Raw genomic sequence first — 23,907 nt, 5'->3', positions numbered from 1 at the left:
CAGGGCGGCGAAACGGCGACCAGGCATTCCCGGAAGCGGAATGCCCGGTCGCCGTTTTCTTTTCCCCGGCATATCATCGCGATGATTATTAATTGCGTGACCCGGCCGTTATTCGCGAAAGCGGCCGAAGCTCATACAGTGAATTCCGCAGGATCGGGAACACCACTCCGACACATCCGCAGATTCGATTCGATCCGGAGTTCTTCATGTCCCTGAGCGAAAAGGCTGACGTCAGCACCTTCGTCGACCTCACCCAGCACGAGATCGAAGCACTGAAGACCCGATTCAACCTGGCCGACGCCCACACCCACCAGCGGCAGTCCGCGTCCCAGGAGCGGATCGTCTCCCGCCTCCCCGAGCTCTGGCACGAGTCCGAGACGAAGCAGCAGGCCCACTTCGAGCGCCGCTTCCTCGACGCCTTCTTCCGGCTGCACGGCCAGCCCACCGCCCTGGCCATGGGCCGCACCCTGCTCTCCTACTCCGCCAGCGTCTCCACCATGGTCGCCGGCATGTACCTCAAGCAGCGCGGCATGTCCGTCGCCCTGGTCGAGCCCTGCTTCGACAACCTGGTCGACCTGCTGCGCAACATGCAGGTGCCGATCTCCCCGCTCGACGAGTCCGCGCTGCACGACAGGGGGACCCTCTACGAGCGCCTAGCCGAGCAGGTCGACGCCGACGCCATCTACCTGGTCGACCCGAACAACCCCACCGGCTTCACCCTCCTCGCGGAGGGGCTGGAGGGCTTCCGGGAGGTGGTCCGCTACTGCGTGGACCACGACAAGGTCCTGGTCATGGACTTCTGCTTCGCCTCCTTCGCCCTGTGCGACGAGACCATCGGCCGGGTGGACGTCTACGACCTCCTGGAGGAGTCCGGCGTCACCTACATGGTCATGGAGGACACCGGCAAGACCTGGCCCATCCAGGACGCCAAGTGCGCCATGATCACCGCCAGCCGGGACATCCAGGACGAGGTCTACAACCTCCACACCAGCGTCCTGCTCAACGTCTCGCCCTTCGTCCTCAACATGGTCACCCAGTACGTCGAGGACTCCATCAGCGACGGCTTCGCCTCCGTGCGCGGCATCATCGAGACCAACGCCGAGGCCGCCCGCAAGGCCCTGAGCGGCAGCGTCCTGGAGTTCCAGGAGCCCGTCGTCGGCACCAGCGTGGCCTGGTTCCGCATCACGCCCGAGCACCTCACCGCCACCGAACTGCAGGCCGTCCTCTTCGACGAGGAGGTCTACGTCCTGCCGGGCACCTTCTTCTACTGGAACACCCCGGCCAGGGGCGAGCGGTACCTGCGCCTGGCGCTCGCCCGCGAGCCCGAGGTGTTCGCCGGTGCCATGGAGCGGATGCGGAAGGTCCTCGAACGCTATGCCGGCTGACCGGGAAGCCGCCGGGGCCGCCGGCGCAGGACCCGCGGACTTCGTCGACGCCACCCTCTTCATGGGCATGCACAGCAAGGACGACACCGTCCGTGCCGCGGCCAAGACCTTCTTCGCCCGCCGCCTGGCGGCAGGCGAGGCCGGACGGGTCGTCATGAGCTGGGAGCAGGTGGGCCGCTGCGACGACCTGGTCTGGGGCTACGCACGCGGCGTCCAGGACGACTACTACCCCTTCATGGACGTCCTCCACACCGACCTCGCCATCGACCGGATCGGCTACGACGAGGACGACGTCCGCCGCGCCCTCACCACCCCCGGACTGGACGGCCTCCCCGCCCACGAACGCCTCCTGCTGGCCCAGGTCGTCGGGCGCGGAGGCCGGCTGCACACGGCCAGCCCCCGGCTCTCCCGGCTCACCGGGCTGCCCGTCGCACCGGTCGCGGCCGCCGCGGCGGGGGAGGAGGAGTCCTTCCCCGAGCCCCTGGAACGCCTCTACCGGCGGTCCCTGGTGCTCACGGTGGCATCCGAAGACCTCTGAGAACCGCGAGGAGCAACTTCCATGCAAGGCAGGTACGCAGGGACCATCGTCCCTCTCATCACCCCGCTCGACCCGACCGGGACCGTCGACGAGCAGAGCGTCCGCCGACTGGTCGACCACGTGCACACCGAGGTTGCGGGCCTCATGCCGGCCCTGACCTCCGGCGAGGGGTGGAAGCTCGACGCCGGGCAGTGGCGGGACATGGTGTCCCACACGGTCCGGCACGCCCGGGGCCTCCCCGTCCTCGCCGGAATCCAGCTCCCCGACACCGCCTCGGTGGTGGACCGGGCGCGCACCGCCGCCTCGATCGGCGTGGACGCGGTTGTCGTGACCACGCCCTTCGGCAAGGACGTCGGGCAGGACGCCATCGTCGACCACTACAAGGCGCTCCGCGCCGCCACCGAGGTGCCGATCTTCCTCTACAACGAGGAGGCGCTGTCGGGGAACCGCATCGCGTACGACACCCTGCTGCGGATCTGCGCGGAGATCCCCGGGATCGCGGGGATCAAGGAGTCCAGCGGCGACGCGGCCTTCACCCGGCGGATGGCCGCCGCCGGCACCGGCATCCCGGTCTTCGAGGGCTGGGAGAACCTGCTGGCCGACGCGACCGGCGTGGACGGCTTCATCGGCCCGCTCGCCAACCTGGAACCGGGCCTGTGCAACGCCATGCTCGGCGACCCGACCCCCGCACGCCAGGCGGAGGTCAACGCCGTCTGCGAGCGGTACGGCGTCTTCAAGGACGACTGGTACCGCTGGGTCAAGAAGGAGCTCCACCGGCGCGGGGTCATCGCCTCCCCGGCGGTCCGGGACGAGGTGGCGGTGTGAGCCCCACCCCGCCCGTGGCGGCCCACTCCGTGCGCGCCCCCGCCCTGGCGTCCCAGCGCGAACTGCACCGCCTCTACCGCCGGGTGCCGGACGTCGGCGACTACGCGGCGATGACCGGTATCGAGGAGAAGTGGATCCTGCCCAAGGCGCGCGCCTACGAGGCGTCCGCCCCCCGGTTCGGTTCGGCGGGCGAACTCCTCGGCGCCCTGCGGGAACTGCTCTCCGAGGAGGAGGCGTCGCTCCCCGAGAGCCACACCTTCCTCGCCGAGCACGCCACCCGCGAGCAGTTCCGGGTGGTGGTGGGGGAGTTCGCGCTGGACGGCCTGACCGAGTCGGAGTCCCTGCTGCCGGTCGTCCCGCGCCTGCCGTACCGCTCGGGCATGGCCGTCTTCCGCGTCCTGATCGACGAACTGGGCTGCGGCAACGAGGACAAGGCGCACTCCCAGCTCTACCGCGACCTGCTCTCCGAGCTGGGCATGAGCCTCGAACCCGACGACTACCTCGACACGACCAGCGCGGAGGGCTTCGCCTACGTCAACATGTTCCACTGGCTCGCCGGCCGGGCCGCCTCGCCGCAGTACTTCCTCGGCGCCTACGCCTACTTCGAGTCCAGCGTCCTCTACGGCTTCCAGAGCTTCGCCCGTGCCGCCCGGCGGCTCGGCATCCGCAACGGCGGCTACTACTCCGAGCACCTCTACATCGACGAGTACCACAGCAACCACATGCGGACGGCGATCCGCGTCCTCGAACAGCCCGACCTGGCCAAGATCTGGGCCGGGGTCAGGCTGACCAGCGACATCGTCGGCGAGGCCACCGAGACCGCCGTCGCCCTGGCCCGGGAGACCCCCCGGTGACGGCCGCGTCCGCCGCGGCGGGCCCCGGCCCGGGCCCGGCACCCGAGCCGACCGTCCGCCAGGTGACCGAGGACCTGGTGCTCGTCGAGATCGGGGACCGCAAGGTCCTCGCGGCCGCCCGCTGCCCCCACCGCCAGGGCAGGCTCAAGTTCGGCCGGGTCGACGGCGACCGCCTGCGGATCACCTGCCCGCTGCACTACTCCACCTTCGACCTCGCCAGCGGGGAACGGACCTCCGGGCCGGCCTGCGACACCCTGCGCGTGCTGGACGCGCTGCCGCAGCACCTCGGGGCCGCGCCCCCGCCCGCCCCGGGCGACACACCCCACGGAGCCGCCTCATGACCCTCCACCCGACCGGGGCGGCACCGCTCACCGCGGTGCCGCCCCGTGCGGAGGCCGAGCACGACGGCATCGCCCCGGTGCCCGAGTCCGACCGCACCTCCCGCACCTCCGACTTCGGCTGGATCTGGCCCTCCGCGCAGTTCTCCTTCGGCACCGTCGTGCTCGGCGCCCTGCCCGTGGTCTTCGGGCTCGGCTGGTGGGCCGCCGCGAGCGCCATCCTGATCGGCGTCGCCGCCGGGACGGCCCTGCTCGCTCCGCTCGCCCGCTTCGGCGTCCGCACCGGCGTCAACGACCCCGTCGCCAGCGGGGCGCACTTCGGCGTGCGGGGACGCATGGTCGGCAGCGTGATCACCGTGGTGACCGCCCTCGGCTTCTTCGCCATCGCCGTGTGGACGGGCGGCACCGCGGTGATGGTCGCCTCCCACCGGCTGCTGTCCACCCCCACCGGTCCCGGAGCCCTCACCGCCGCGATGGCCGTCACCACGGCTGCCGTCGCCCTGGTCGCCGTGCGCGGCCACCAGGTGCTGCTGCGCACCTACAAGGTCACCGCCCTGGCCGGGGGGACGGTCCTGCTGGCGACCGTGCTGGTGCTGGCTCCCGACTTCGACCCGGGCTACGCCGGCGGCCCGCTCGCGCTCGACAACCCGCTGCACACCTGGCTGCTCGCCACCACCGCGGCCGCGACCGTCCCGCTCTCCTACGCCACCTTCCAGGGCGACTACACCCGCTTCATGCCGCGCCGCACCCCGACCGGCCGGCTGGTGCGCCACAGCGGCGCCGCCATGTTCCTCAGCAGCCTCGCCGCACTGCTCACCGGCGCCTATGTCACCACGCTGTTCCCGGTGCCCGACGAACCCTGGCTCCAGGGGCTGACCGACGCGGTGCCGGGCTGGTTCGCCGTGGTGGTCGTCGTCTTCGGCTTCGCCGGAACGCTCCCGCAGGCCGGATTGTGCCTGTACGCGGCCGGGCTGTCGGCGAACTCGGTGTTCTGGCGCACCTCCCGCACGGTCGTCACGAGCGTCGTCTCCGCGCTGGCGGCGGCGGTGCTGTACCTGGGCGCGGTGGTCTACGACGCGATGGACGCCATGGCGGCCTTCGTGACCCTGCTGCTGACCGTGGTGGCGCCCTGGGCCGCCGTGCTGTTCGTCGGCTACGCCCAGCGCCGGGGCCGCTACGACCCCGGGGCGCTGCGCACCTTCACGACCGGCGGCGGGGGCCGCTACTGGTACACCGGCGGGGTCAACCCGCGGGCGCTCGCCGCCTTCGCCGCGGGGTCGGCCGTGGGGATCCTGTGGGTCAACAGCCCGATCCACCTGGGGCCGCTCGCCTCCGCCACCGGCGGCGTGGACCTGAGTCTGCCCGCCTCCTTCACGGTCTCCGCCCTGCTGTACGCCCTGCTGTGCCGGCTGAGCCCGGAGACCGGGGCGCTGCTGCCGCCGGCCGGCCCCGGGCGGGAGGGCCCCGCGGAGGTGCGCTGAGACGGCCGGCGTCCCCGGCGGGGCAGCCGCCGGGGACGCCCAACGCGCCGGACCACCACAGACGAGGAGACACCGCCATGGCCCTGCTCAGGGTGCGCTCGACCGTACGGGAGGCCGAGGGCGTCCTCGGGCTCCTCCTCACCGACCCCGCGGGAAGGGACCTGCCCCCGTGGGAGCCCGGCGCCCACCTGGAGGTGGAGCTCCCCTCCGGGAGGGTGCGCCACTACTCCCTGTGCGGCGATCCGGCCGACCGGGCCGCCTACCGGCTCGGTGTGCTCCGCGAACGCGGCGGCCGGGGCGGCTCCGAGGAGGTCCACACCGCCGTCCGCCCCGGCACCGCACTGCGGGTGCGCGGGCCGTTCAACCGCTTCCCGCTGGTCGCCGCCGATCGCTACCTGTTCCTTGCCGGGGGGATCGGCATCACCCCCCTGCTGCCGATGGTCCGCTCGCTGCCCCCCGGCAGCTTCAGGCTGCTCTACGGGGGGCGCGGCCTGGCGTCGATGGCCTACCGGGAGGAGCTCGTCGGCCTGCCCGGGACCGTCCTGGTGCCCGAGGACCGCGAGGGACCGCTCGACCTGGACGCGGCGCTCGGCGGGCTGGCACCGGGGACCGCCGTCTACGCCTGCGGCCCCGAGGGCCTGCTGCGCGCCGTCGCGGAGCGCTGGAGCGGGCCGCTGCACACCGAGCGCTTCGGGGCGCCGCCCGCCGCGGGCTCCGGGCCTCGTGCGGAGCCCGCGGAGGCGGGCGGGACCGCGGAACCGGCACCCGGCGGGGCCTTCGAGGTCGAACTCCGCCGCAGCGGCGCCGTCCTGCCGGTGCCGCCGGAGCGGAGCCTGCTGGAGGTGGTCCGCGACGTGGTGCCCCGGGTGCCCTCCTCCTGCGAGGAGGGCTGGTGCGGCACCTGCGAGACCAAGGTCCTCGGCGGCGTGCCCGAGCATCGCGACAGCGTGCTCGGGCCGGCCGAACGGGAGACCGGCGCCACGATGATGATCTGCGTGGGGCGCTCCCGGAGCCGGCGCCTCACCCTCGACCTGTGAGGGCCGGGGCACCCGGCGCCGCCGCGCGTCCGGTCCCGGTGCAGGGGGGCGCGGTGCCGCGCGGGGCCCGGACGGCGTTGCGGGCCTCAGCGCGCGCCCGGGTCCACTCCCACCTGTGACCACGCCTTGATCACGGCCTCGTGCTCCTCGCCCGGGCCGTAGCGCCTTGCGGCGGCCGCCGCCGTCAGTCTGGCGAACGCGGCGAAGTCCGCGTCCCGGTGCAGCCTCCCCCCGGTCAGCACGTCGATCCAGATCCGCCCCGCCCGCTCCCACGCCGGGCCGCCGAGCCGGGTGGCCAGCAGGTAGAAGGCGTGGTTGGGAATGCCCGAGTTGATGTGCACACCGCCGTCGTCGCGATGGGTGTGCACATACCCGGCCATGGTCGCCGGCTGCGGATCGGTGCCCAGGAGCGCGTCGTCGTAGGCGGTCCCCGGAGCCCGCAGCGAGCGCAGGGCCGCGCCCGACACCCGCGGTCCGAGCAGCCCGGCGCCCACGAGCCAGTCGGCCTCCTCGGCGTCCTGGCCGAGCACGCGCTGCTTGACCAGGCTGCCGACGACGTCGGAGACGGACTCGTTCAGGGCACCGGGCTGCCCGAAGTGCGCGAGTCCGGCGCTGTGCTGCGTCAGTCCGTGGGCCAGCTCGTGGGCGATCACCTCCACGGCGGCCGTGAAGTCGCCGAGCACCTCGCCGTCGCCGTCGCCGAGGACCAGCCGCCGGCCGTCCCAGAAGGCGTTGGCGTAGCCCTCGCCGTAGTGGACGCTCGCGTCCAGGGGCAGGCCCGCCCCGTCCAGGGAGCGGCGCCCGTAGACCTCGTGCAGCAGCTCGGCGGTGGCCCCCAGCCCCGCGTGGACGCGGTTGACGCAGGCGTCCGCGACGGGCTCCCCGCCCTCGGAGCGCACCCGCACGCCCGGCAGCAGGGTGCGGTTGCCCGCGTCGTACAGCGTCCGGCGTGCGGTGCCGCCGTCCCCGCAGTCGCCGTCCCCGGCGGCGCGGGCCCGGTGCCCGGGGCCGAGGCGCCGTGCGGTGCGCAGCCGGGCGTCGGCCTCCAGGGTGCGGCGCGCGGCCTCGGCGGGCGCCGCACCGCCGGAGCGGGCGAGCCGGTCGAGGAGGTGGGGCGGCACGATGCCGCAGGGGGCGGGGAGGGCGTGGTCCATCCCGGCAATGTCGCAGAGGGTGTCCGGGTGGTGTCGCCCTGCCACTCCGGTACTGGTGCGATGGGGTGATTCGCGTCATATGCCGGTTCCCGGCCGGTCGTCCCGCATACTGAAACGGGATCCGCGTCCGTGCCGAAGCTCGGCTAGGCTGCTCCGCATCATGCGTTTCGGGCTGCTTCTCCTTAGCTGCCGCGGCGAGGGTCCCCTGTCGTAGGCCGACCCCCTCCCCGCGGAGTCTGGTGCTGCGTGCGACCCGGTCGGCCCTACCCCCGCAGGATCCCGAGGAGCCCTACGCCATGACGCAGTCGCAGTGGATCGGCCGCCCCACGCCGATCACCAACACGACGCACAGCCAGAAGCCGTCCGGTATGCCGATCCACCGCTACGGCCGCTACGAGGCCGTCGACATCCCGGACCGCACCTGGCCCGAGAAGCGGATCACCCGGGCTCCCCGCTGGCTCTCCACCGACCTGCGCGACGGCAACCAGGCGCTGATCGACCCCATGAGCCCGGCCCGCAAGCGGGAGATGTTCGACCTGCTGGTGCGCATGGGCTACAAGGAGATCGAGGTCGGCTTCCCGTCCTCCGGCGACACCGACTTCGCCTTCGTGCGCTCGATCATCGAGGAGGGTGCGATCCCCGACGACGTGACCATCTCGGTGCTGACCCAGGCCCGCGAGGACCTGATCGAGCGCACGGTGGAATCGCTGGTCGGGGCGAAGCGCGCCACGGTCCACCTGTACAACGCCACCGCCCCCGTCTTCCGCCGGGTGGTCTTCCGCGGGTCGAAGGAGGACATCCGCCGGATCGCCGTCGACGGCACCCGCCTGGTGATGGAGTACGCGGAGAAGCTGCTGGGCGACGAGACCGTCTTCGGCTACCAGTACAGCCCCGAGATCTTCACCGACACCGAGCTGGACTTCGCCCTGGAGGTCTGCGAGGCCGTCTGCGACGTGTGGCAGCCCGGCCCGGGCCGCGAGATCATCCTCAACCTGCCGGCCACGGTGGAGCGTTCGACGCCCTCCACGCACGCCGACCGCTTCGAGTGGATGTCCCGGGGGCTGACCCGCAGGGAGCACGTCTGCCTGTCCGTCCACCCGCACAACGACCGCGGCACCGCGGTGGCCGCCGCCGAGCTGGCGATCATGGCGGGCGCGGACCGCATCGAGGGCTGCCTGTTCGGCCAGGGCGAGCGCACCGGCAACGTGGACCTGGTGACGCTGGGCATGAACCTGTTCTCGCAGGGGGTCGACCCGCAGATCGACTTCTCCCAGATCGACGACATCCGCCGCACCAGCGAGTACTGCAACCAGATGGAGGTCCACCCGCGCCACCCCTACGCGGGCGACCTGGTCTACACGGCGTTCTCCGGCTCCCACCAGGACGCCATCAAGAAGGGCTTCGACGCGATGGAGGCCGACGCGGCCGCCGCCGGGAAGAGCGTCGACGCCATCGAGTGGGCCGTGCCCTACCTGCCCATCGACCCCAAGGACGTCGGGCGCTCCTACGAGGCCGTCATCCGGGTCAACTCCCAGTCCGGCAAGGGCGGTATCGCCTACGTCCTGAAGAACGACCACAAGCTGGACCTGCCGCGCCGGATGCAGATCGAGTTCTCGCGGATCATCCAGGCCAAGACCGACAGCGAGGGCGGCGAGGTGACCCCGGCGCAGATCTGGTCCGCCTTCCAGGACGAGTACCTGCCCAACCCGGAGAACCCGTGGGGGCGCATCCGGATCCGCTCGGGTCAGACCACCACCGACACCGACGGTGTGGACACGCTGACGGTCGAGGCGGTCGTGGACGGCACCGAGACCGTGCTGACCGGAACGGGAAACGGCCCGATCTCGGCGTTCTTCGAGGCGCTGAACGCGATCGGCGTGGACGTGCGCCTGCTGGACTACCAGGAGCACACCCTGAGCGAGGGCGCCTCCGCGCAGGCCGCCTCCTACATCGAGTGCGCCATCGACGGCAAGGTGCTGTGGGGCATCGGCATCGACGCCAACACCACCCGGGCCTCCCTGAAGGCCGTCGTCTCGGCGGTCAACCGCGCCGCACGCTGACCCGGCCTCCGGCAGGAGGGGCGCGCCCGCACCGGCGCGTCCCCCTGCCGCCGCCGCAGGAGCGCATCCTTTCGGCCACCCGGCACCGCGCCCCCCGGCGGTGCGCCCGCCGCTGTTGCTCGTGTTGGGAGGTTTGGGCGATTTATGTGTATTGCCGTTCAATCCGGCTAGCACGTATCTTGCCTGGCGGGCCGGGACCTCAGTTCGAGGCTCTCATGTGCACTTTCAAGGGGGAGACGCGCATGTACCAGGTCTTAGCCGCGGCACGGGCAGGCTTACACCGTCGGCGGCCGCGAGGAGGCGGCCCCGAGGCGGTCCGGCCCCGCCGCTTATCCGCCACCGTCGGCCGGGCCGCCCGGTACCGGGACCGAGGGGGCCGGACATGACCTCCGAGGAGCGCTCCCCCGCCTCCGGCGGCGCACCACCGCTCCGTGTCGAACTGCTGGGCCCCGTCCGCGCGTGGCGCCAGGGCCGGGAGGTCCGCCTCGGGCCCCCCAAGCAGCGCGCCGTTCTCTGCCTCCTCGCCTGCCGCGCCGACGAGTTCGTGGCCGTGGAGACCATCGTGGACGCCCTGTGGGGGAGCGACGTCCCCCAGACCGCCGTCAACGGAGTCCACACCTACGTGGCCGGACTGCGCCGGGTGCTCGAACCCGGCCGGGGGCGGCGCGAGGGCGGCGCCCTGCTCACCTCCGAGTCCGGCGGCTACCGGCTGCGGATCGACGCGGGCGAGGTGGACGCCGTCCTGTTCGCCCAGCACCGGGCCACCGCGCGGCGCCTGCGCGGCGACGGGGACCTCGACGGCGCGCTGCGGTGGCACGAGGCCGCGCTCGGCCTGTGGCACGGGGCGGCCTACTCCGGGGTCCCGGGCCCCTTCGCCGCCCGGGAGCGGCGGCGCCTGGCCGATCTGCGGCTCACCACGGTGGAGGAGTGGGCCGAGGACATGCTGGAGGCCGGACGCCACGGCGAGGCCGTCACGGAGCTGTTCGAGGCCGTCGCCGAGGAACCGCTGCGCGAGCGGCTGCGCTGGCTGCTGATGCTGGGGCTGTACCGCAGCGGCCGCCAGGCCCACGCCCTCGCGGTCTACGCCGAGACCCGGCGGATGATGAGCCGGGAGCTCGGCATAGAGCCCGGCTTCGAACTGCGCACCCTGCACCAGCAGATCCTCGCCGGATCCCCGGAACTGGCCCCGTCGGGCGGTCCGTCCGCCGCTCCGGCGACCGCGGCGGCGGGCGCCCCGCAGGAGGCGCGGAGGCCCCGGGCCGACGCCCGAAGGGCCCCCGCCGCGGATCGGGAGGGGCCGTCCGCACCCCTCGCCTCCGGTATGCCCCGGCCCCTTCAGCTTCCCCCGCTGGCACGGGGCTTCGTCGGACGGGAGACGGAGCTGTCCTGGCTGGAGGGGCGGCTGCGGGACACGGCGTCCGCGCAGGGCTCCGCCACGCCGATCGCCGTGGTCGACGGACCCGCCGGCGTGGGGAAGTCGGCGTTCGTGCTGAAACTGGCCCACCGGCTCCTCGACCGCTATCCCGACGGACAGCTGTACGTGGACCTCGACGCTCCGCCCGACCCGTGGGAGGGGCACCCGCCGCGGTGCGCCTCGGAGGCGCTGCGCCGCCTCCTCGGCACCCTGGGCGTGGAGCCCGCGCGAATACCGCCGGACCTGGCCAGCCGCGCCGCCCTCTACCGCAGCGTGCTGTCCGGGCGGCGGATGCTCGTCGTGCTCGACGGGGTCGCGGAGGCCGACCAGCTGCGTCCGCTCGTCCCCCGGGGCTCCTCCTGCGTGCTGGCGACCAGCCGCAGGCGGTTGACCGGACTGGCCGTCAGGGACGGCGCGCACATGATCACCCTCGGGCCGCTCTCCGACAGCGAGTCCGCCCAGCTGCTGCGCAGCCTGACCCGCAGCGGGCTGGTGGAGGGGCAGGCCGCGACCTCCCGGCTGGTGCGCCTGTGCAAGGGGCTGCCCATGCCGCTGCGGGAGGCCGCCGTCCGCCTGGACACGGCCCTCGACCACCCCGGCCCCGGCGGGCCGGAGCGCGCCCTGGGGCTGGCCGGCCACGGCTTCCCCCCGTGACCCCCGGCACCGGACGGCATCAGGCCGGCATGTCGTCCGGACCCGTCGGCATGGTCCGCAGCCGGCCCACGGGCGAGAGGACGATGGGGACCAGCATCAGGGCGGAGAGCACCCCCGCCACCCACAGCGCCTCGCGCAGGCCCACCACGCCGGCCAGCACACCGCCCACCGGCCCGCCGAGCGCGCCGCCGCCGTACAGCAGCATCCGCATCGCGGCCGTCATCCGGCCCATCAGGTGCTGCGGGGTGATGGCCTGGCGGAGGCTCACGATCAGCACGTTGGAGACACTGCCGCCCAGGTACTCGAGGAAGAACGAGGCCACGAACAGCGACATCAGCAGCCACTGCGGACCACCCGCGGCGGGCACGAGCAGCGGTCCCAGGAAGATCACCGACACCGAGACCCGGTAGGCCGTGCCCACGCTCAGCCGGCGCACCACCGTGGAAGCGATCACCGCGCCCAGCAGACCGCCGAGGGCGGCCGCGCCCATGACGAAGCCGACCGCCGCCGCCGACAGGCCCCGCTCCCGCACCGCGTACAGCAGGAACAGCGACTGGACCATCGTCAGGAAGAAGTTGCACGAGCAGCCCACCAGGCCCATCGCGCGCAGCCACCGGTTGCCGAAGACCCACCGCAGGCCCTCGGCGAGCTCGGTGCGCAGCCGCCGCGTCGTCTCCCGCGCGGGAGGCGGCAGCTCAGGTGCCCGGATGGCCAGCAGCGAGACGACGGACACCGCGTACGAGAAGGTGTTGGCGACCATCGCGAAGGGCGCCGACACCGCGCTGACCAGGGCGCCCGCGATGCCGGGCCCGGCGACGTCCGCGGACGAGAGGGTCGCGTTGAGCTTGGTGTTCGCCTCCAGCAGGCTGCGCCGGTCCTTCACCAGGATCGGCACGTACGACATCCAGCTGACGTCGAACAACACGGTGGCCACACCGACGCCGAGGGCCAGCGCGTACAGCATCGGCAGGGTCAGCAGGTCGAACTGGTACAGCAGGGGCACCAGGCCGATCAGTACCAGCCGGGAGAGGTTCGCCCCCAGCATCACCGGGCGCTTGCGGACCCGGTCCACCCACACCCCGAACAGCAGCGCCAGGCCCAGGAAGGGCACCAGCTGCGCGAAGCGCAGCAGGCCCAGCTGCTCCGGGCCGACGTCGAAGACCAGCACGGCCGTCAGCGGCAGGGCAAGCGCGGTGATCTGCGTCCCGTAGACGGACAGGGCCTCGCCCACCCAGAACACCATGAAGTCGCGGTTGCGCCACAGACGGGGCGGCGGAGCGTCCTGGTGCTCCGCGGGGGCGCCCACCGTCCCCGTCGTGTCGCCGCTCACCCGGCCGCCCCGGCTTCCAGCGCCGCGGAGACCACCGTGCCGATCTCCCCCAGACCGGGCTCCCGCCAGATCGAGTGGTGGTCACCGGTCACGATGTGGGAGGACAGCCGCGGCAGGAACGGCTTCCACTCCATCAGCGCGTGGTTCGACCGCGCGGCCCGGATCAGTACCGCGGGCCCGTCGTGCACGGAGGTCACGGTGTGCGCGTACATCGCCGTGACATGGGCGCGGAAGAGCACGAACCGCTCCAGCAGGAACTCGGCGTCGAACTCCTCGGGGACGGCACCGGAGGCCTCCACGGCCGCCAGCCGCTCGGCCGGTCCGGCCACCGGTCCGAGACCGTCGAGCACCGCGTCGAGGGCGGGCGCCTCGCCGGTGGCCGAACCGAGCATGCCGCTCATCACACCGAGGAAGTCGTGCAGGAAGTAGCGCACCATCTCGTTCTCGGGCGGCAGCGCGATCTGCTGCCGCAGAGCCGCGTCGATGACGACCACCAGCGGCACCTCCCGCCCGGCAGCCGTGAGCAGCCGCGCCGTCTCGTACGCCAGCACGCCGCCGAGGGACCAGCCCAGCAGCAGGAAGGGGCCCTCGGGCCGGGCGTCGAGGAGCGTGGCGGCATGGCGCTCCGCCAGTTCCGCGATCGATCCCGCGGGTTCCGACTCGCCGTCGAAGCCCGGGGCCTCCAGCCCGAAGGCCGGACGCCGCGGGTCGAGGGCGTTCACCAGACCCGAGTAGCAGTAGGGGGATCCGGACACCGGGTGGATGCAGTAGAGGGGGGCCAGGTCTCCGGTGTCCCTGAGGGGGACCAGGCTGTCCGCAGTGGGCGCGGTCACGGTGTCCGTTCTCCGTTCGGGGGTGTTCGCGCCGCCGACAGCTGCCGGTCCACGGCCGACGCGATGGCGGCGACCGTGTTCCCGCCGTACAGCAGGCGCACGTTGACTTTGATGCCGAAGTGCTTGTTGATCCGGGTGACCGCACGCACGGCCTGGAGCGAGTTGCCGCCGGAGGCGAAGAAGTCGCTGTCGGCGCCGAACCGCGGCGCGGGCAGCACCTCGGAGAGGATCTCGGCGATCTTCCGCTCGGTCGCCGTGGACGGCGGTACGACGTCCACCGCGTGCGCCGCGGCACCACCGCCGGGCTCCGCGTCCTCCGGCGCGGGCAGCGCCCGCCGGTCCACCTTGCCGTTCGGGGTGAGAGGCAGACGGTCCAGCACCAGCACCGCACCCGGCACCATGAACGGCGGGAGCAGTGCCGCGGCGTGCTCCCGCAGCTCGGCAGGAGCCGGGGACCGCCCGGGCACGGGCACCGCGTACCCGACCAGGCGCCGTGTCCCCGATGCGTCCTCGCGGGCGGCGACGACCGCCTCCCTGACCGCCTCGTGACCGCGCAGCGCGGCCTCGATGTCGCCCAGCTCGATCCGCAGCCCGTTCAGCTTCACCTGGAAGTCCGAGCGTCCGAGCAGCTCGATCAGCCCGTCGTGGCCGAAGCGGGCGATGTCCCCGGTGCGGTACAGGCGCTCGCCCGCCACCTCGCCGAAGGACCAGTCGAAGAACCGCTCGGCGGTACGCTCCGGCTGGTCCAGGTAGCCGCGCGCCAGGCCGGTGCCCGCCAGATGGAGCTCCCCCGGCACACCGGGCGGGACGGGCCGTGACTCCGGGTCGAGGATGTAGGTCCGCTGGTTGGCCATCGGGCGGCCGTAGGGGATGCTCGTCCACCGCGGGGAGGTCCTGGCCACCTCGTACAGCGTGGAGTGGATGGACGCCTCGGTGGCGCCGCCGAGGGCGACGAAGCGCAGCCCGGGTGCGAGCCTTCGGACCCGGTCGGGCAGCGACACGGGGATCCAGTCCCCGCCCAGCAGGGCGAGGCGGAGACTGTCCGGGGCCGCCGCGCCCGTGACCTCCAGGTGGTCGACGGCCAGCTCCAGCAGTGCGGGCGCCGAGTTCCACACGGTGACCCGGTGGGCGGCGAGCAGTTCCGCCCAGTGCGCCGGGTCCCTGGTCCGCGCCGGGTCGGGTACCACGACCGTGCCTCCGGCGGCGGTGAGCCCGAGGAACTCGTAGACCGACATGTCGAAGCTGGGCGAGGACAGCGCCAGCACCCGGTCCTCGGGACCCACGCCGAAGCGGGTGTTGAGGTCCGCGATGTTGTTCACCACCCCGCGGTGCCGCAGGGCGATGGGCTTGGGGGCGCCGGTGGAGCCGGAGGTGTGGATGACGTACGCCAGGTCGTCCGGTCCCGCACCGCCCTCGGGGGCGTGCGCGGGCAGCGCGTCGAGGGCCGCCCCGTCCCGGTCCAGGAGCACCAGCTCCGGCCCCGCCTCCCCGGCAGCCCGTGCGGCGGGCAGGTTCCCCGCCAGGTCCCCGCGGCTGACGACGACCGAGCAGGAGCTGCCGGCCACCATGGCCGCCAGCCGTGCGCCGGGGTAGTCGGGGTCGAGGGGCACATAGGCGCCGCCCGCCTTCAGTACCCCGAGCACGGCCACCAGCAGGTCGGTGGAGCGGTCCAGGCAGACGCCGACGCGGGCGTCCGGCCCGATCCCGAGCCCGCGCAGACGGTGGGCCAGGCGGTTGGCCGCCGTGTCGATCTCGTCGTAGCCGTGTTCGCGGCCGCCCTCGATCACGGCGGGTGCCTTCGGCGACAGCAGCGCCCGCTGCTCGAACGCCGTGTGCAGGCAGCTGTCGCGGGGAAGGGCCGCGGCCGTGTCGTTCCACTCGACGAGGATCCGGTGGAGCTCGTCCGGGTCCAGCAGCCGCAGGCCGGTCACGGGGGCGTCGGGACGGGCGAGTGCGTCGCCGAGCAGCGTGCGGTAGGAGGCCAGCAGCCGGTGCGCGCTGGCCGCGTCGAAGAGCCGGGCGTCGTAGCGCAGCTCGACGGTGCGCCGCGGCTCCGGCGAGGGCGTGCACGGGTGCAGCACCAGCTCGAACTCGTCCCCGGCGTGCGGCCCGTCCCGCTCCTCGCTCCCGGAGGCGGATCCGGCGGATGCCGCGGCGCGTGCCAGGTCGGCGGCGGTCGTGCCGGCGGCCACCCGGTGGTGCAGGCGGACGCGCGCCGCCCGCGCCCCGGTGCGGGCGGTCCAGGCGAACGCGTCCTGCTGGGTGAAGCGGTGGAGCACGGCGGCGAACGCGCCCAGCAGCGACGGGTCCTCCGCCGCGGCGGAGGACCCCTCCAGCACCAGGCGCTCGCAGGCGGGCGGTGCGGGCGCCAGCCCGGGCTGGCGGGGCCGGTCGGCGGGCAGGAGCGCGGGCGGCGCCGCCTCTCGCGGCGGCGGTGTGGTGTGCGCGGTCAATGCCTCTCTCCTGAGCGGTCGGGGGTCACCGCGGTGCGGGCGGCGGGCCAGAAGGGCAGCGGGTGGGCGCGGCAGAGCGCGGCGACCTCACGGCGGACCGCGTCGCGGACACCCGGGTCGACGCGGTGCTCCGTGTCGCCGAGGACGGTGGTGGCGCCGAGCACCCGGTCCATCAGCTCCGCGCAGCGCGGCATCTCGTCCGGCCCGATGCCGCGCTGGGCCAGGATGTTCGTTCCCAGGCGCAGGCCGCTGGTGACGAGCGGCGGCCTGGTGTCCGACGGGATGCGGTTGCGGTTGGCCAGGATCGCGCACTCCTCCAGCGCGCGCTCCGCGACCACCCCGCTCATCCCGCGGGCGCCCATGTCCAGCAGCACCATGTGGTTGTCGGTCCCCCCGGTCAGCACCCGGTGGCCGCGCAGGGCGAGCGCGGCCGCGAGCGCCGAGGCGTCCTCGACCACCAGCCGCATGGCCTCCTTGAAAGCCGGCTCCGCGACCAGGGCGAGAGCCCGCGCCTTGGCGGCGATCGCCGCCGGGGCCGGGGTGCCCTGCGACTGGGGGAAGACCGCCCGCTGCACCAGCCGCTCCAGCGGGGTCCGTCCGTCCGGGCCCGGGGTGCGGTGCTCGGCCCCGCTGAGGATCAGCCCGCCCCGGGGGCCGCCCAGCTGCTTGTACGTGCTGGTGGTGGTGAGGTGGGCGACGTCCACCGGGCTGGGGTGCTCGCCGGCCGCCACCAGCCCCGCGATGTGCGAGATGTCCGCCACCAGGTAGGCGCCCACCTCGTCGGCGATGCTCCGGAAGCGCGCGAAGTCGAGCCGCCGCGGATAGGCGCTGGCCCCGGCGATCAGCACCTGCGGCCGGTGCCGGCGCGCCAGCTCCTCCACCGCGCCGTAGTCGACGAGCCCCGCGGCGTCCAGCCCGTAGTGCACGGCCCGGTAGTGGCGTCCGGTGACCGAGGCCGGGGAGCCGTGGGTGAGGTGGCCGCCCGAGTCCAGGTCGAGGGAGAGCAGTGTCCCCCCGGGTGCCAGCAGGGCCGCCAGCACCGCCTGGTTCGCCGAGGAGCAGGAGTGCGGCTGGACGTTGGCGTACGCGGCGCCGAAGGCGTGCCGGGCGCGTTCGGCGGCCAGCCGCTCCACGGCGTCGAACCGCGCGGCCCCGGGGTGGTACCGGGCACCGGGGTAGCCCTCCGCCGTCACGTTGGAGAGCGCGGCGCCGCCCGCGGCCAGCACCGCGGGGTCCGCGACACTGGCCGAGGCCACCATGGCGAGGGTGTGCGTCTGCTCGTCCGCCTCCGCGTCGAGCAGCCGGGCCAGTTCCGGGTCCGACTCCTCCAGCAGGGCGGCGCCCCGGCGCAGCAGCCGGTGCTGCGCACCCTCGCGCCCGGCGCCGGGGCCCCCCGAGGGGGCCCCGGCCCGCAGGGCCTCGGTCACCGGGCGCCCGCCGTCCTGGCGGCCTTCTCCGCCACCAGGGCGTCGATCCCCTCGGCGATGGTGGCGATGGTCGCGCTGCCGTACAGCAGGCGGACGTTGACCTTCACCTTGAAGTGCTTGTTCAGGCGGCTCACCACCCGCATCGCCTGGAGCGAGTTGCCGCCGAGGCCGAAGAAGTCGCCCGCGGTGCCGATCTCACCGCGCTTGAGCACCGCCTCGAACGCCTCGACGACCTTCTCCTCGGTGGGCGTGGCGGGCGCGACGTAGGAGCCGCCCCCGCCCTCCGCACCCGCCGGGGCGGGCAGGGCGGCCCGGTCGATCTTGCGGGCCGGCGTGAGCGGGAACTCCGGCAGCTCCACCCAGGCCGTGGGCACCATGTACTCGGGCATGGTGCGGCCCAGGTGCTCCCGCAGCTCGGTCACCGTCGGGGACTCCTCGCCGAGCACCGTGTAGTAGGCCACGAGCTGCTTCTCGCCGCCGTCCTCGCGCAGCAGGACCAGCGCCATCCGCACCTTCGGGTGGGTCAGCAGCCCCGACTCGATCTCGCCGAGCTCGATCCGCAGACCTCGCAGCTTCACCTGGTTGTCCAGGCGGCCGATGAAGTCGATCTGCAGGTCGGGGGTCCAGCGCACCAGGTCGCCGGTCCGGTAGACCCGCCCGGTCTCCTGGAAGGGGTCCGGGACGAACTTCTCGTCGGTCATCTCGGGGAGGTTAAGGTAGCCGCGTGCCAGTCCCTCGTCACCGCCGATCAGGAGCTCGCCCGGCACGCCGACGGGCACCAGGTTGAACTCCCTGTCCACCACGTAGTGCAGGCGGCCGAACTCGGGACGGCCGATGGGCGGCGAGGAGCGCCACTCCTTGTGCTCGCACAGGTACTCGGTCGTGGCGATGGACGCCTCGGTGGGCCCGTAGAGGTTCACGAACATCCGGCCCGGCTGGTTCCACTTGTTGACCAGCTCGGCGGGCAGGGCCTCGGCGCCGCCCATGATGTGCTTCAGGTCCGGGTAGGGGCCTGCCTCGACGACCGAGAGGATCGCCGGCGACAGCCCCGCGTAGGTCACCCGCTGCCCGCGCATCAGCGCGGCCAGGGACTCGGGGGAGGAGGCGTCCTCGGGCGCCACCAGCACCATGGCCGAGCCGCTGATCAGACCCGCGAAGATCTCGCCCTGGGACATGTCGAAGGTCAGCGCGGGGAGCTGGAGCAGCCGGTCCCGGTGGCCCCACTCGCCGAAGGAGCGCCGGTACGCCTCGATGAAGATCCGCAGGCCCCGCTGCTCGATCATCACGCCCTTGGGGCGGCCGGTGGACCCGGAGGTGTAGAGCACGTACACCAGCGAGGTGGGCGTCGCCCACTCCTCCAGCGGCTCGTCGCTGTGCAGGGCCTCGACGGCGTCCCACTCGGTGTCGACCAGGAACCGCTCCCAGCCGCAGGAGTCGGGGAAGTCCTTCACCGAGGACCGCGTGATCACCAGCGGCGAGGCGGTGTCCCGCAGCATGTGGTCCAGCCGTGCGTTCGGGTGCGAGGGGTCCAGCAGGGTGTACGCCGCGCCGGAGACCATCACGCCCAGGACGGACACCAGGGCGTCGAGGTCGCGGTCCATGGCGATGGCCACGACCTGCTCCGGCTTCACCCCGCGGGAGCGGATGTAGCGGGCCAGCGCGGTGGCGCGGCGCATCAGCTCGCCGTAGGTCATCTCCACCCCGCGGCACACCGCCGCCACGAGGTCCGGGTGTTCCGCGGCGACGCGCGCGATGGTGGCGTGGACCGGTTCGGAGGGGAAGTCGAAGTCCGCCCCGCGGCCGGCGTCGAGCAGCGCGGTGCGCTCCTCTTCGGTGAGCAGCGGCAGCTGGGCGACCGGGGTGCCGGGCGCCGCGGCCGCCGCGCCGAGCACCGTCCGGATGTGCCCGACGAGGGCCTCGATCCGCCAGCGGTCGTACAGGTCGGTGGCGTACTCGACGATCAGGCGCAGCCGCTCGGTGCCCTCGATGAAGGTGAACGACAGGTCGAACCGGGACTGCCTGCCCGCCACCGTGATGGTCTCCGACGCAAGCCCCGCCAGCGCCAGGGCGTCGCCGGAGGTCGTCTCGCCGAGCAGCTGGCAGGCGATCTGGAAGAGGGGGTTGCGGCCCGCGTCGCGGGCCGGCTGCACACGGTCGACGACCTGGTCGAAGGGCACGTCCTGGTTGTCGTACATGTCCAGGTTGGCGTCGGCGATCCGCTCGATCAGCTCCGCGAAGGTGATGCCGCCGGACAGGTCCGAGCGCAGCACCGTCATGTTGATGAACAGGCCGACGACGTCCTCCAGCTCGGGCTCGGTGCGGCCCAGCATCGGCACGCCGAGGGCGATGTCCTCCTGCCCGCTGTAGCGGCTGAGGACCACGTTCACCGCCGCCGCGGCCACCATGTAGAGCGAGGCGCCCTGCTGCTGGGCCAGGGCCCGTGCCTGCGTGAGCAGTTCCGGCGGGAACTCCACCACGAAGGTCTCGCCGCTGTGCGTCGGCTGCGCCGGTCGGAGCCGGTCCGCGGGCAGCTCCAGGGCCTCCAGGCCCGCCAGCCGCTCGGCCCAGAAGTCCAGTTCGGTCTCCCAGACGTTCTCGGCGCGCTGCTGCCGCTGGCGCCGGACGTGGTCCGGGTAGCCGGCCTCGGGCTCCGGCAGGGCGGGGGTGCGCCCGGCGGCGAGCTCCCGGTACGCCTCCGCGATCTCCCGGTTGATCACTCCTCCCGACCAGCCGTCCGTGACGATGTGGTGGAAGCTGGTGCAGAGCACGTGGTGGCCGTCGCCCAGGCGCAGCAGGCGGAAGCGCCGGATCGGGCCCGCCGACAGGTCGAAGGGGGTGTCGCCCTCGGCCTGGAGCGTCTCGCGGAGCGCGGCCTCGGGGTCGTCCGCGCCCGTCAGGTCCTCGACGGCCAGCGGTGTGTCCTCGGCGGGGGCGACGACCTGGTAGGGGACGCCGTCCGCCTGGTGGAAGGTCACCCGCAGCTGGTCGTGGCGCCTGACCAGCAGGTTGAGGGCGCCTTCCAGGGCCGGGACGTCCAAGGACCCGCGCAGGCGGTACGCGGAGGTGACGTTGTAGGTGGTGGTCCCCGGGTTCATCTGGTCCAGGAACCACAGCTGCTCCTGCCCGAAGGAGAGGGGCATGCGGTCCTCGGCGGCGTCCAGGGTGCTCATCGTTGCGGGACTCCATTCGGCTGTCGCGGGGTGGTCACTCGGTGGCGAGCCCGACCGCCCGGGCGCGGGGCCCGGACGGAGGGAGGGGGCGGGAGCCGGGGACGGCGGGAGCCGGGCCGGCCGGGGATTCAGGAGGGCGGGGGCGGCCCGGCGGGAACCCCGGGGCCGGGGGCTCCCGGAGGTCTGAGGACCCGCTCCACCCGCCGCAGGCCCTCGGCCACGGCCTCCGGTTCCCGGGCGAAGCAGATCCGGAAACCGTCCCGTGCGCCGAGCGTCTCGCCGGGCATCAGCAGCACGCCCAGGTCGAGGGCGCGGCGGCACATCGCCAGGGGCCGCTCGCCGGTGGTGAGCCAGAGCCAGGCGAAGGGGGTGCCCTGCGGTTCCACGAGCCGTACCGCGTCGGCGTTGCGCTCGGCGAAGCCGCGCACCAGCGCCAGGCCCTGGCCGGTCAGCTCCCGGTAGGCGGACAGGTGCCGCTCCCGCTCGTCCAGCACCGTGCACGCGAGTTCCTCGCACAGCACGGAGTTGGAGATGGTGGCGAGGAACTTGCTCCGCGCGCAGGCGTCGACGACGGCCCGCGGCCCGTACATCCAGCCGACCCGCAGCCCGGGGAAGCCGTAGACCTTGGACAGGCTCGACACCGAGACCACCCGGTCCGCCCCGACGGCGAAGGACGCGGAGAGTTCGAGTGCGTACTCCTCGTCGAGCAGCAGGTAGGCGCCGGTCCGCTCGGCCAGGGCCGCCAGCCTGCGCAGGTCGGCCCCGGCGATGTGGCGGCCGGTGGGGTTGCACGGGCTGTTGACGACGATCAGCCTCAGGTCGGGCCCGGCGGCCCGCTCGGCCGCCTCCACGTCGAAGGTGAGGTCGGGACGGTAGCCGACGAGCTCGACCCGGCAGCCGAGCTCGGAGGGGACGTCCCAGGACTGCTGCCAGCCGGGGCGGAAGGTGACGACCTGGGCGCCCGGCGTCAGCAGGGTCGTGTACACCAGGTGCAGTGCCTGCTGGGCGCCCTGGGTGACCAGCACGGAGCCGGGGTCGCCGCCGTAGAGCGCGGCCACCCTCCCGCGCAGGGCGGGGATGCCGCGGTCGTGGCCGTAGTCCAGCTCCAGCCCGGGCGGCACGGTGAGCTCGTCGAACCGGACGGGGCGCATGTTGCTGTCCCCGAGGTCGATGTCGAAGCGCCCGGCGGCGTCCTCGAACACCCAGGTGCGTATGGGGTAGTCGTGGCCCTCGCCGGTGCCTGCGGCAGCCGCGGGCGCGCTCACCGCGTGCCCTCCGCCGCGGTCAGCCGGGCGAGCCGGGAGCGCAGGGCCGGCGCGAGGACCCCGGCCGCCACCTGCTCGGCGGTCCCGGTCATGGTGACCCCGCCGTCGGCGGCCAGGCCGATGTGCACACTGCCGCCCGGCATCCGCACCTCCACGTTGTCGCCGCACAGGCCCCGCTCGCGCGCGGCGGAGGCGGCGGCGCAGGCGCTGCTGCCCGAGGCGGTGACGTACCCGGCGCCGCGCTCGAAGACCTCGATCTCCAGCACGTCCGGGCCGACCGCCCGGACGAACTGCACGTTGGTGGCCTCGGGGAAGCGGTCGTGCCGGGCGATCGCCGGGCCGAGGCGCCGTGCCAGCCCCGCGGTCGGGCGCTCCACCGGGACCACGGTGTGCGGGTTGCCGTTGTGCACGCAGGTGACGTGCAGGACCTCGTCGCCCACCGACAGCGGCACGTCGACCGCGCGGCCGGAGAGAGGCTTGCCGTCCTCGTCGGCGAGCGGGAGGTCGGCGGCGTCGAAGCTCGGACGCCCCATGCCCACCCGGACCCGTCCGGCGGCCGCGTCGGTGATCCGCACGGGGCTGTCCCCGGCGAGGGTGCGCACCGTGAACTCCTCGCCCCCGCCCCAGGTGCCCGGCTCCCGCTCGGCGAGGTGGAGGGCGAACATCCGCAGCCCGTTGCCGCTGCGCCCGCACACCGAGCCGTCCGAGTTGTACATCGCCAGGCGGACCGGGGAACCGGGGGAGAAGGGCTCCAGGGGGCCGTGCAGCACCCCGTCCGCGCCGATGCCCAGGTGCCGGTCGCAGAGCAGCCGGACGGTCTCGGGGGAGACGGCGAGCCCGGTGTGGCGGGGGTCGATCACCAGGTAGTCGTTGCCCGCTGCCTGGTACTTGAAGAAATCGGTCATGACCCGTCCTGTCAGGCGGCGGGTGCGGACCGCCCCGGGCGGCGTGCGCCGCGGGGCGGACCGCACCGGGAGTCGCTACTGCTCGGCGAGTGCGGCGGCGTCGTGCTCCTCGCCGTACCACTTCTCCGCCCAGCGGGAGAAGGCGATGATGACGATGTCCCGGTGGCCGGGGCCGCCGTCCGCGGAGAGCACGTCGGTCACGTCGTGCGCCAGCGCCCGGTCGTCCAGGACGACCGCCTGCCCGGGCTCCAGGGTGCCGCTCCAGAAGGGCTCGTCCGCACCCGGGTTCCACAGCCGCGTCGTCCCGCCGGCGGCGTTCACCTTGTTGAGGATCCCGATCATGACGAACTCGTGGCCGTCGTGGTGCACGCCCTCGGGCGTCAGCGGGCCGGGCCGGCCGCCCTCGGCGCGCGTCCGGTTCTGGTGGACGTTGATCTGCCAGTCCTCCGACCGGTCCAGGCCCAGCTCGGTGATGCCGGCGCGGATCAGCGGGGTGAAGTCGACCTTGATCGGCTCGTAGACGCGGCGGATGCCGCCGCCCACCGAGTTGAACTTCCTGTAGGTCGTGTAGTCGCGGTGCGGGAGCCGCTCGAACGACCACGCGTCGGTGCCCTCCGGCCGGAGCCGGTACTGCGAGAACCGCTTGAAGCGGGTGCCGTTGCCCATGTACTCGTCGACGGGGCAGTCGTCGTAGCTGGGCAGGATGTCCGGTGCTGTGTCCGGCAGGTCGATGATGCTGAAGCCTTGGCTGCCGAGCGGCATGGCGTGTCTCCTCCAGAGCCGG

The 23,907-nt window shown here is 73.5% G+C and carries 18 protein-coding genes; 9 read left to right on the top strand and 9 right to left on the bottom strand.

Features of this window, described 5'->3' with window-relative positions:
* Nucleotides 1–206 precede the first annotated feature (206 nt).
* From NPS70_RS11190 to NPS70_RS11160, 7 genes are all read left to right on the top strand, one after another.
* Nucleotides 207–1,385, top strand: a complete 1,179-nt coding sequence (locus tag NPS70_RS11190; protein ID WP_256523989.1) for an aminotransferase class I/II-fold pyridoxal phosphate-dependent enzyme — start codon at nt 207–209, stop codon at nt 1,383–1,385.
* Nucleotides 1,375–1,923, top strand: a complete 549-nt coding sequence (locus tag NPS70_RS11185) for a DUF6190 family protein (protein WP_256523988.1) — start codon at nt 1,375–1,377, stop codon at nt 1,921–1,923. The genes NPS70_RS11190 and NPS70_RS11185 overlap by 11 nt, the downstream gene beginning before the upstream one ends.
* Nucleotides 1,924–1,944: 21 nt before the next feature.
* Nucleotides 1,945–2,748: a dihydrodipicolinate synthase family protein gene (locus NPS70_RS11180; protein ID WP_256523987.1), complete on the top strand. Its 804-nt coding sequence runs from the start codon at nt 1,945–1,947 to the stop codon at nt 2,746–2,748.
* Nucleotides 2,745–3,602, top strand: a complete 858-nt coding sequence (locus NPS70_RS11175; protein WP_256523986.1) for an iron-containing redox enzyme family protein — start codon at nt 2,745–2,747, stop codon at nt 3,600–3,602. Before NPS70_RS11180 ends, NPS70_RS11175 begins: the two co-directional genes overlap by 4 nt.
* On the top strand, nt 3,599–3,943 hold the full coding sequence (locus NPS70_RS11170; RefSeq protein ID WP_256523985.1) for a Rieske (2Fe-2S) protein: 345 nt from the start codon (nt 3,599–3,601) through the stop codon (nt 3,941–3,943). Before NPS70_RS11175 ends, NPS70_RS11170 begins: the two co-directional genes overlap by 4 nt.
* Nucleotides 3,940–5,421, top strand: coding sequence for a cytosine permease (locus NPS70_RS11165; RefSeq protein WP_256523984.1), 1,482 nt, complete (start codon nt 3,940–3,942; stop codon nt 5,419–5,421). Before NPS70_RS11170 ends, NPS70_RS11165 begins: the two co-directional genes overlap by 4 nt.
* A gap of 77 nt (nt 5,422–5,498) precedes the next feature.
* Entirely contained in the window at nt 5,499–6,458 is a 960-nt protein-coding gene (locus NPS70_RS11160; protein ID WP_256523983.1) for a PDR/VanB family oxidoreductase, read from the top strand.
* Between the two features lie 86 nt (nt 6,459–6,544).
* On the opposite strand, the gene NPS70_RS11155 is transcribed toward NPS70_RS11160, so the two are convergent.
* The gene (locus NPS70_RS11155) at nt 6,545–7,612 is read right to left on the bottom strand and encodes a M4 family metallopeptidase (RefSeq protein ID WP_256523982.1); all 1,068 of its coding nucleotides are present in this window, start codon (nt 7,610–7,612) and stop codon (nt 6,545–6,547) included.
* 296 nt (nt 7,613–7,908) lie between these two features.
* On the opposite strand from NPS70_RS11155, the gene leuA reads away from it, so the two are divergent.
* Together leuA and NPS70_RS11145 are read left to right on the top strand one after the other, a co-directional pair.
* A complete protein-coding gene (gene leuA / locus NPS70_RS11150; RefSeq protein WP_256523981.1) occupies nt 7,909–9,672 on the top strand; it encodes a 2-isopropylmalate synthase in 1,764 nt (587 codons plus the stop codon).
* A gap of 382 nt (nt 9,673–10,054) precedes the next feature.
* On the top strand, nt 10,055–11,740 hold the full coding sequence (locus tag NPS70_RS11145) for a BTAD domain-containing putative transcriptional regulator (protein ID WP_256523980.1): 1,686 nt from the start codon (nt 10,055–10,057) through the stop codon (nt 11,738–11,740).
* 19 nt (nt 11,741–11,759) lie between these two features.
* Here NPS70_RS11145 and NPS70_RS11140 read toward each other — a convergent pair whose 3' ends face one another.
* The 8 genes from NPS70_RS11140 to NPS70_RS11105 form a co-directional block, all read right to left on the bottom strand.
* Complete coding sequence (locus NPS70_RS11140; protein WP_256523979.1) at nt 11,760–13,070, bottom strand: MFS transporter; 1,311 nt, start codon at nt 13,068–13,070, stop codon at nt 11,760–11,762.
* Nucleotides 13,067–13,903 (bottom strand): thioesterase domain-containing protein, encoded by an 837-nt coding sequence (locus NPS70_RS11135; RefSeq protein ID WP_256523978.1) that lies wholly within the window; start codon nt 13,901–13,903, stop codon nt 13,067–13,069. The genes NPS70_RS11140 and NPS70_RS11135 overlap by 4 nt, the downstream gene beginning before the upstream one ends.
* Complete coding sequence (locus NPS70_RS11130; RefSeq protein ID WP_256523977.1) at nt 13,900–16,356, bottom strand: amino acid adenylation domain-containing protein; 2,457 nt, start codon at nt 16,354–16,356, stop codon at nt 13,900–13,902. The genes NPS70_RS11135 and NPS70_RS11130 overlap by 4 nt, the downstream gene beginning before the upstream one ends.
* On the bottom strand, nt 16,353–17,708 hold the full coding sequence (gene glyA / locus NPS70_RS11125; RefSeq protein WP_374211981.1) for a serine hydroxymethyltransferase: 1,356 nt from the start codon (nt 17,706–17,708) through the stop codon (nt 16,353–16,355). Before glyA ends, NPS70_RS11130 begins: the two co-directional genes overlap by 4 nt.
* Nucleotides 17,709–17,779: 71 nt before the next feature.
* Nucleotides 17,780–20,953 carry an amino acid adenylation domain-containing protein gene (locus NPS70_RS11120; protein WP_256523976.1) on the bottom strand — a complete coding sequence of 1,058 codons (3,174 nt, stop codon included), beginning with the start codon at nt 20,951–20,953 and terminating at the stop codon, nt 17,780–17,782.
* 128 nt (nt 20,954–21,081) lie between these two features.
* Entirely contained in the window at nt 21,082–22,218 is a 1,137-nt protein-coding gene (locus NPS70_RS11115; RefSeq protein WP_256523975.1) for a pyridoxal phosphate-dependent aminotransferase, read from the bottom strand.
* Nucleotides 22,215–23,123 (bottom strand): diaminopimelate epimerase, encoded by a 909-nt coding sequence (dapF, locus tag NPS70_RS11110; RefSeq protein WP_256523974.1) that lies wholly within the window; start codon nt 23,121–23,123, stop codon nt 22,215–22,217. Before dapF ends, NPS70_RS11115 begins: the two co-directional genes overlap by 4 nt.
* A gap of 75 nt (nt 23,124–23,198) precedes the next feature.
* Nucleotides 23,199–23,885 carry a 2OG-Fe dioxygenase family protein gene (locus tag NPS70_RS11105; RefSeq protein WP_256523972.1) on the bottom strand — a complete coding sequence of 229 codons (687 nt, stop codon included), beginning with the start codon at nt 23,883–23,885 and terminating at the stop codon, nt 23,199–23,201.
* Between the last annotated feature and the right edge of the window lie 22 nt (nt 23,886–23,907).

The organism is Streptomyces sp. C10-9-1 (assembly GCF_024497955.1).
GTDB classification, from domain to species: domain Bacteria; phylum Actinomycetota; class Actinomycetes; order Streptomycetales; family Streptomycetaceae; genus Streptomyces; species Streptomyces sanyensis.
This window is presented reverse-complemented; position numbering and strand designations above follow the sequence as displayed.

Bases quoted from the DNA above. Each gene is read 5' to 3' on its own strand.
- NPS70_RS11190 (WP_256523989.1), top strand. From the start codon at position 207: ATGTCCCTGAGCGAAAAGGCTGACGTCAGCACCTTCGTCGACCTCACC.
- NPS70_RS11185 (WP_256523988.1), top strand. From the start codon at position 1,375: ATGCCGGCTGACCGGGAAGCCGCCGGGGCCGCCGGCGCAGGACCCGCG.
- NPS70_RS11180 (WP_256523987.1), top strand. From the start codon at position 1,945: ATGCAAGGCAGGTACGCAGGGACCATCGTCCCTCTCATCACCCCGCTC.
- NPS70_RS11165 (WP_256523984.1), top strand. From the start codon at position 3,940: ATGACCCTCCACCCGACCGGGGCGGCACCGCTCACCGCGGTGCCGCCC.
- NPS70_RS11160 (WP_256523983.1), top strand. From the start codon at position 5,499: ATGGCCCTGCTCAGGGTGCGCTCGACCGTACGGGAGGCCGAGGGCGTC.
- NPS70_RS11155 (WP_256523982.1), bottom strand. From the start codon at position 7,612: ATGGACCACGCCCTCCCCGCCCCCTGCGGCATCGTGCCGCCCCACCTC.
- leuA (WP_256523981.1), top strand. From the start codon at position 7,909: ATGACGCAGTCGCAGTGGATCGGCCGCCCCACGCCGATCACCAACACG.
- NPS70_RS11145 (WP_256523980.1), top strand. From the start codon at position 10,055: ATGACCTCCGAGGAGCGCTCCCCCGCCTCCGGCGGCGCACCACCGCTC.
- NPS70_RS11120 (WP_256523976.1), bottom strand. From the start codon at position 20,953: ATGAGCACCCTGGACGCCGCCGAGGACCGCATGCCCCTCTCCTTCGGG.
- dapF (WP_256523974.1), bottom strand. From the start codon at position 23,123: ATGACCGATTTCTTCAAGTACCAGGCAGCGGGCAACGACTACCTGGTG.
- NPS70_RS11105 (WP_256523972.1), bottom strand. From the start codon at position 23,885: ATGCCGCTCGGCAGCCAAGGCTTCAGCATCATCGACCTGCCGGACACA.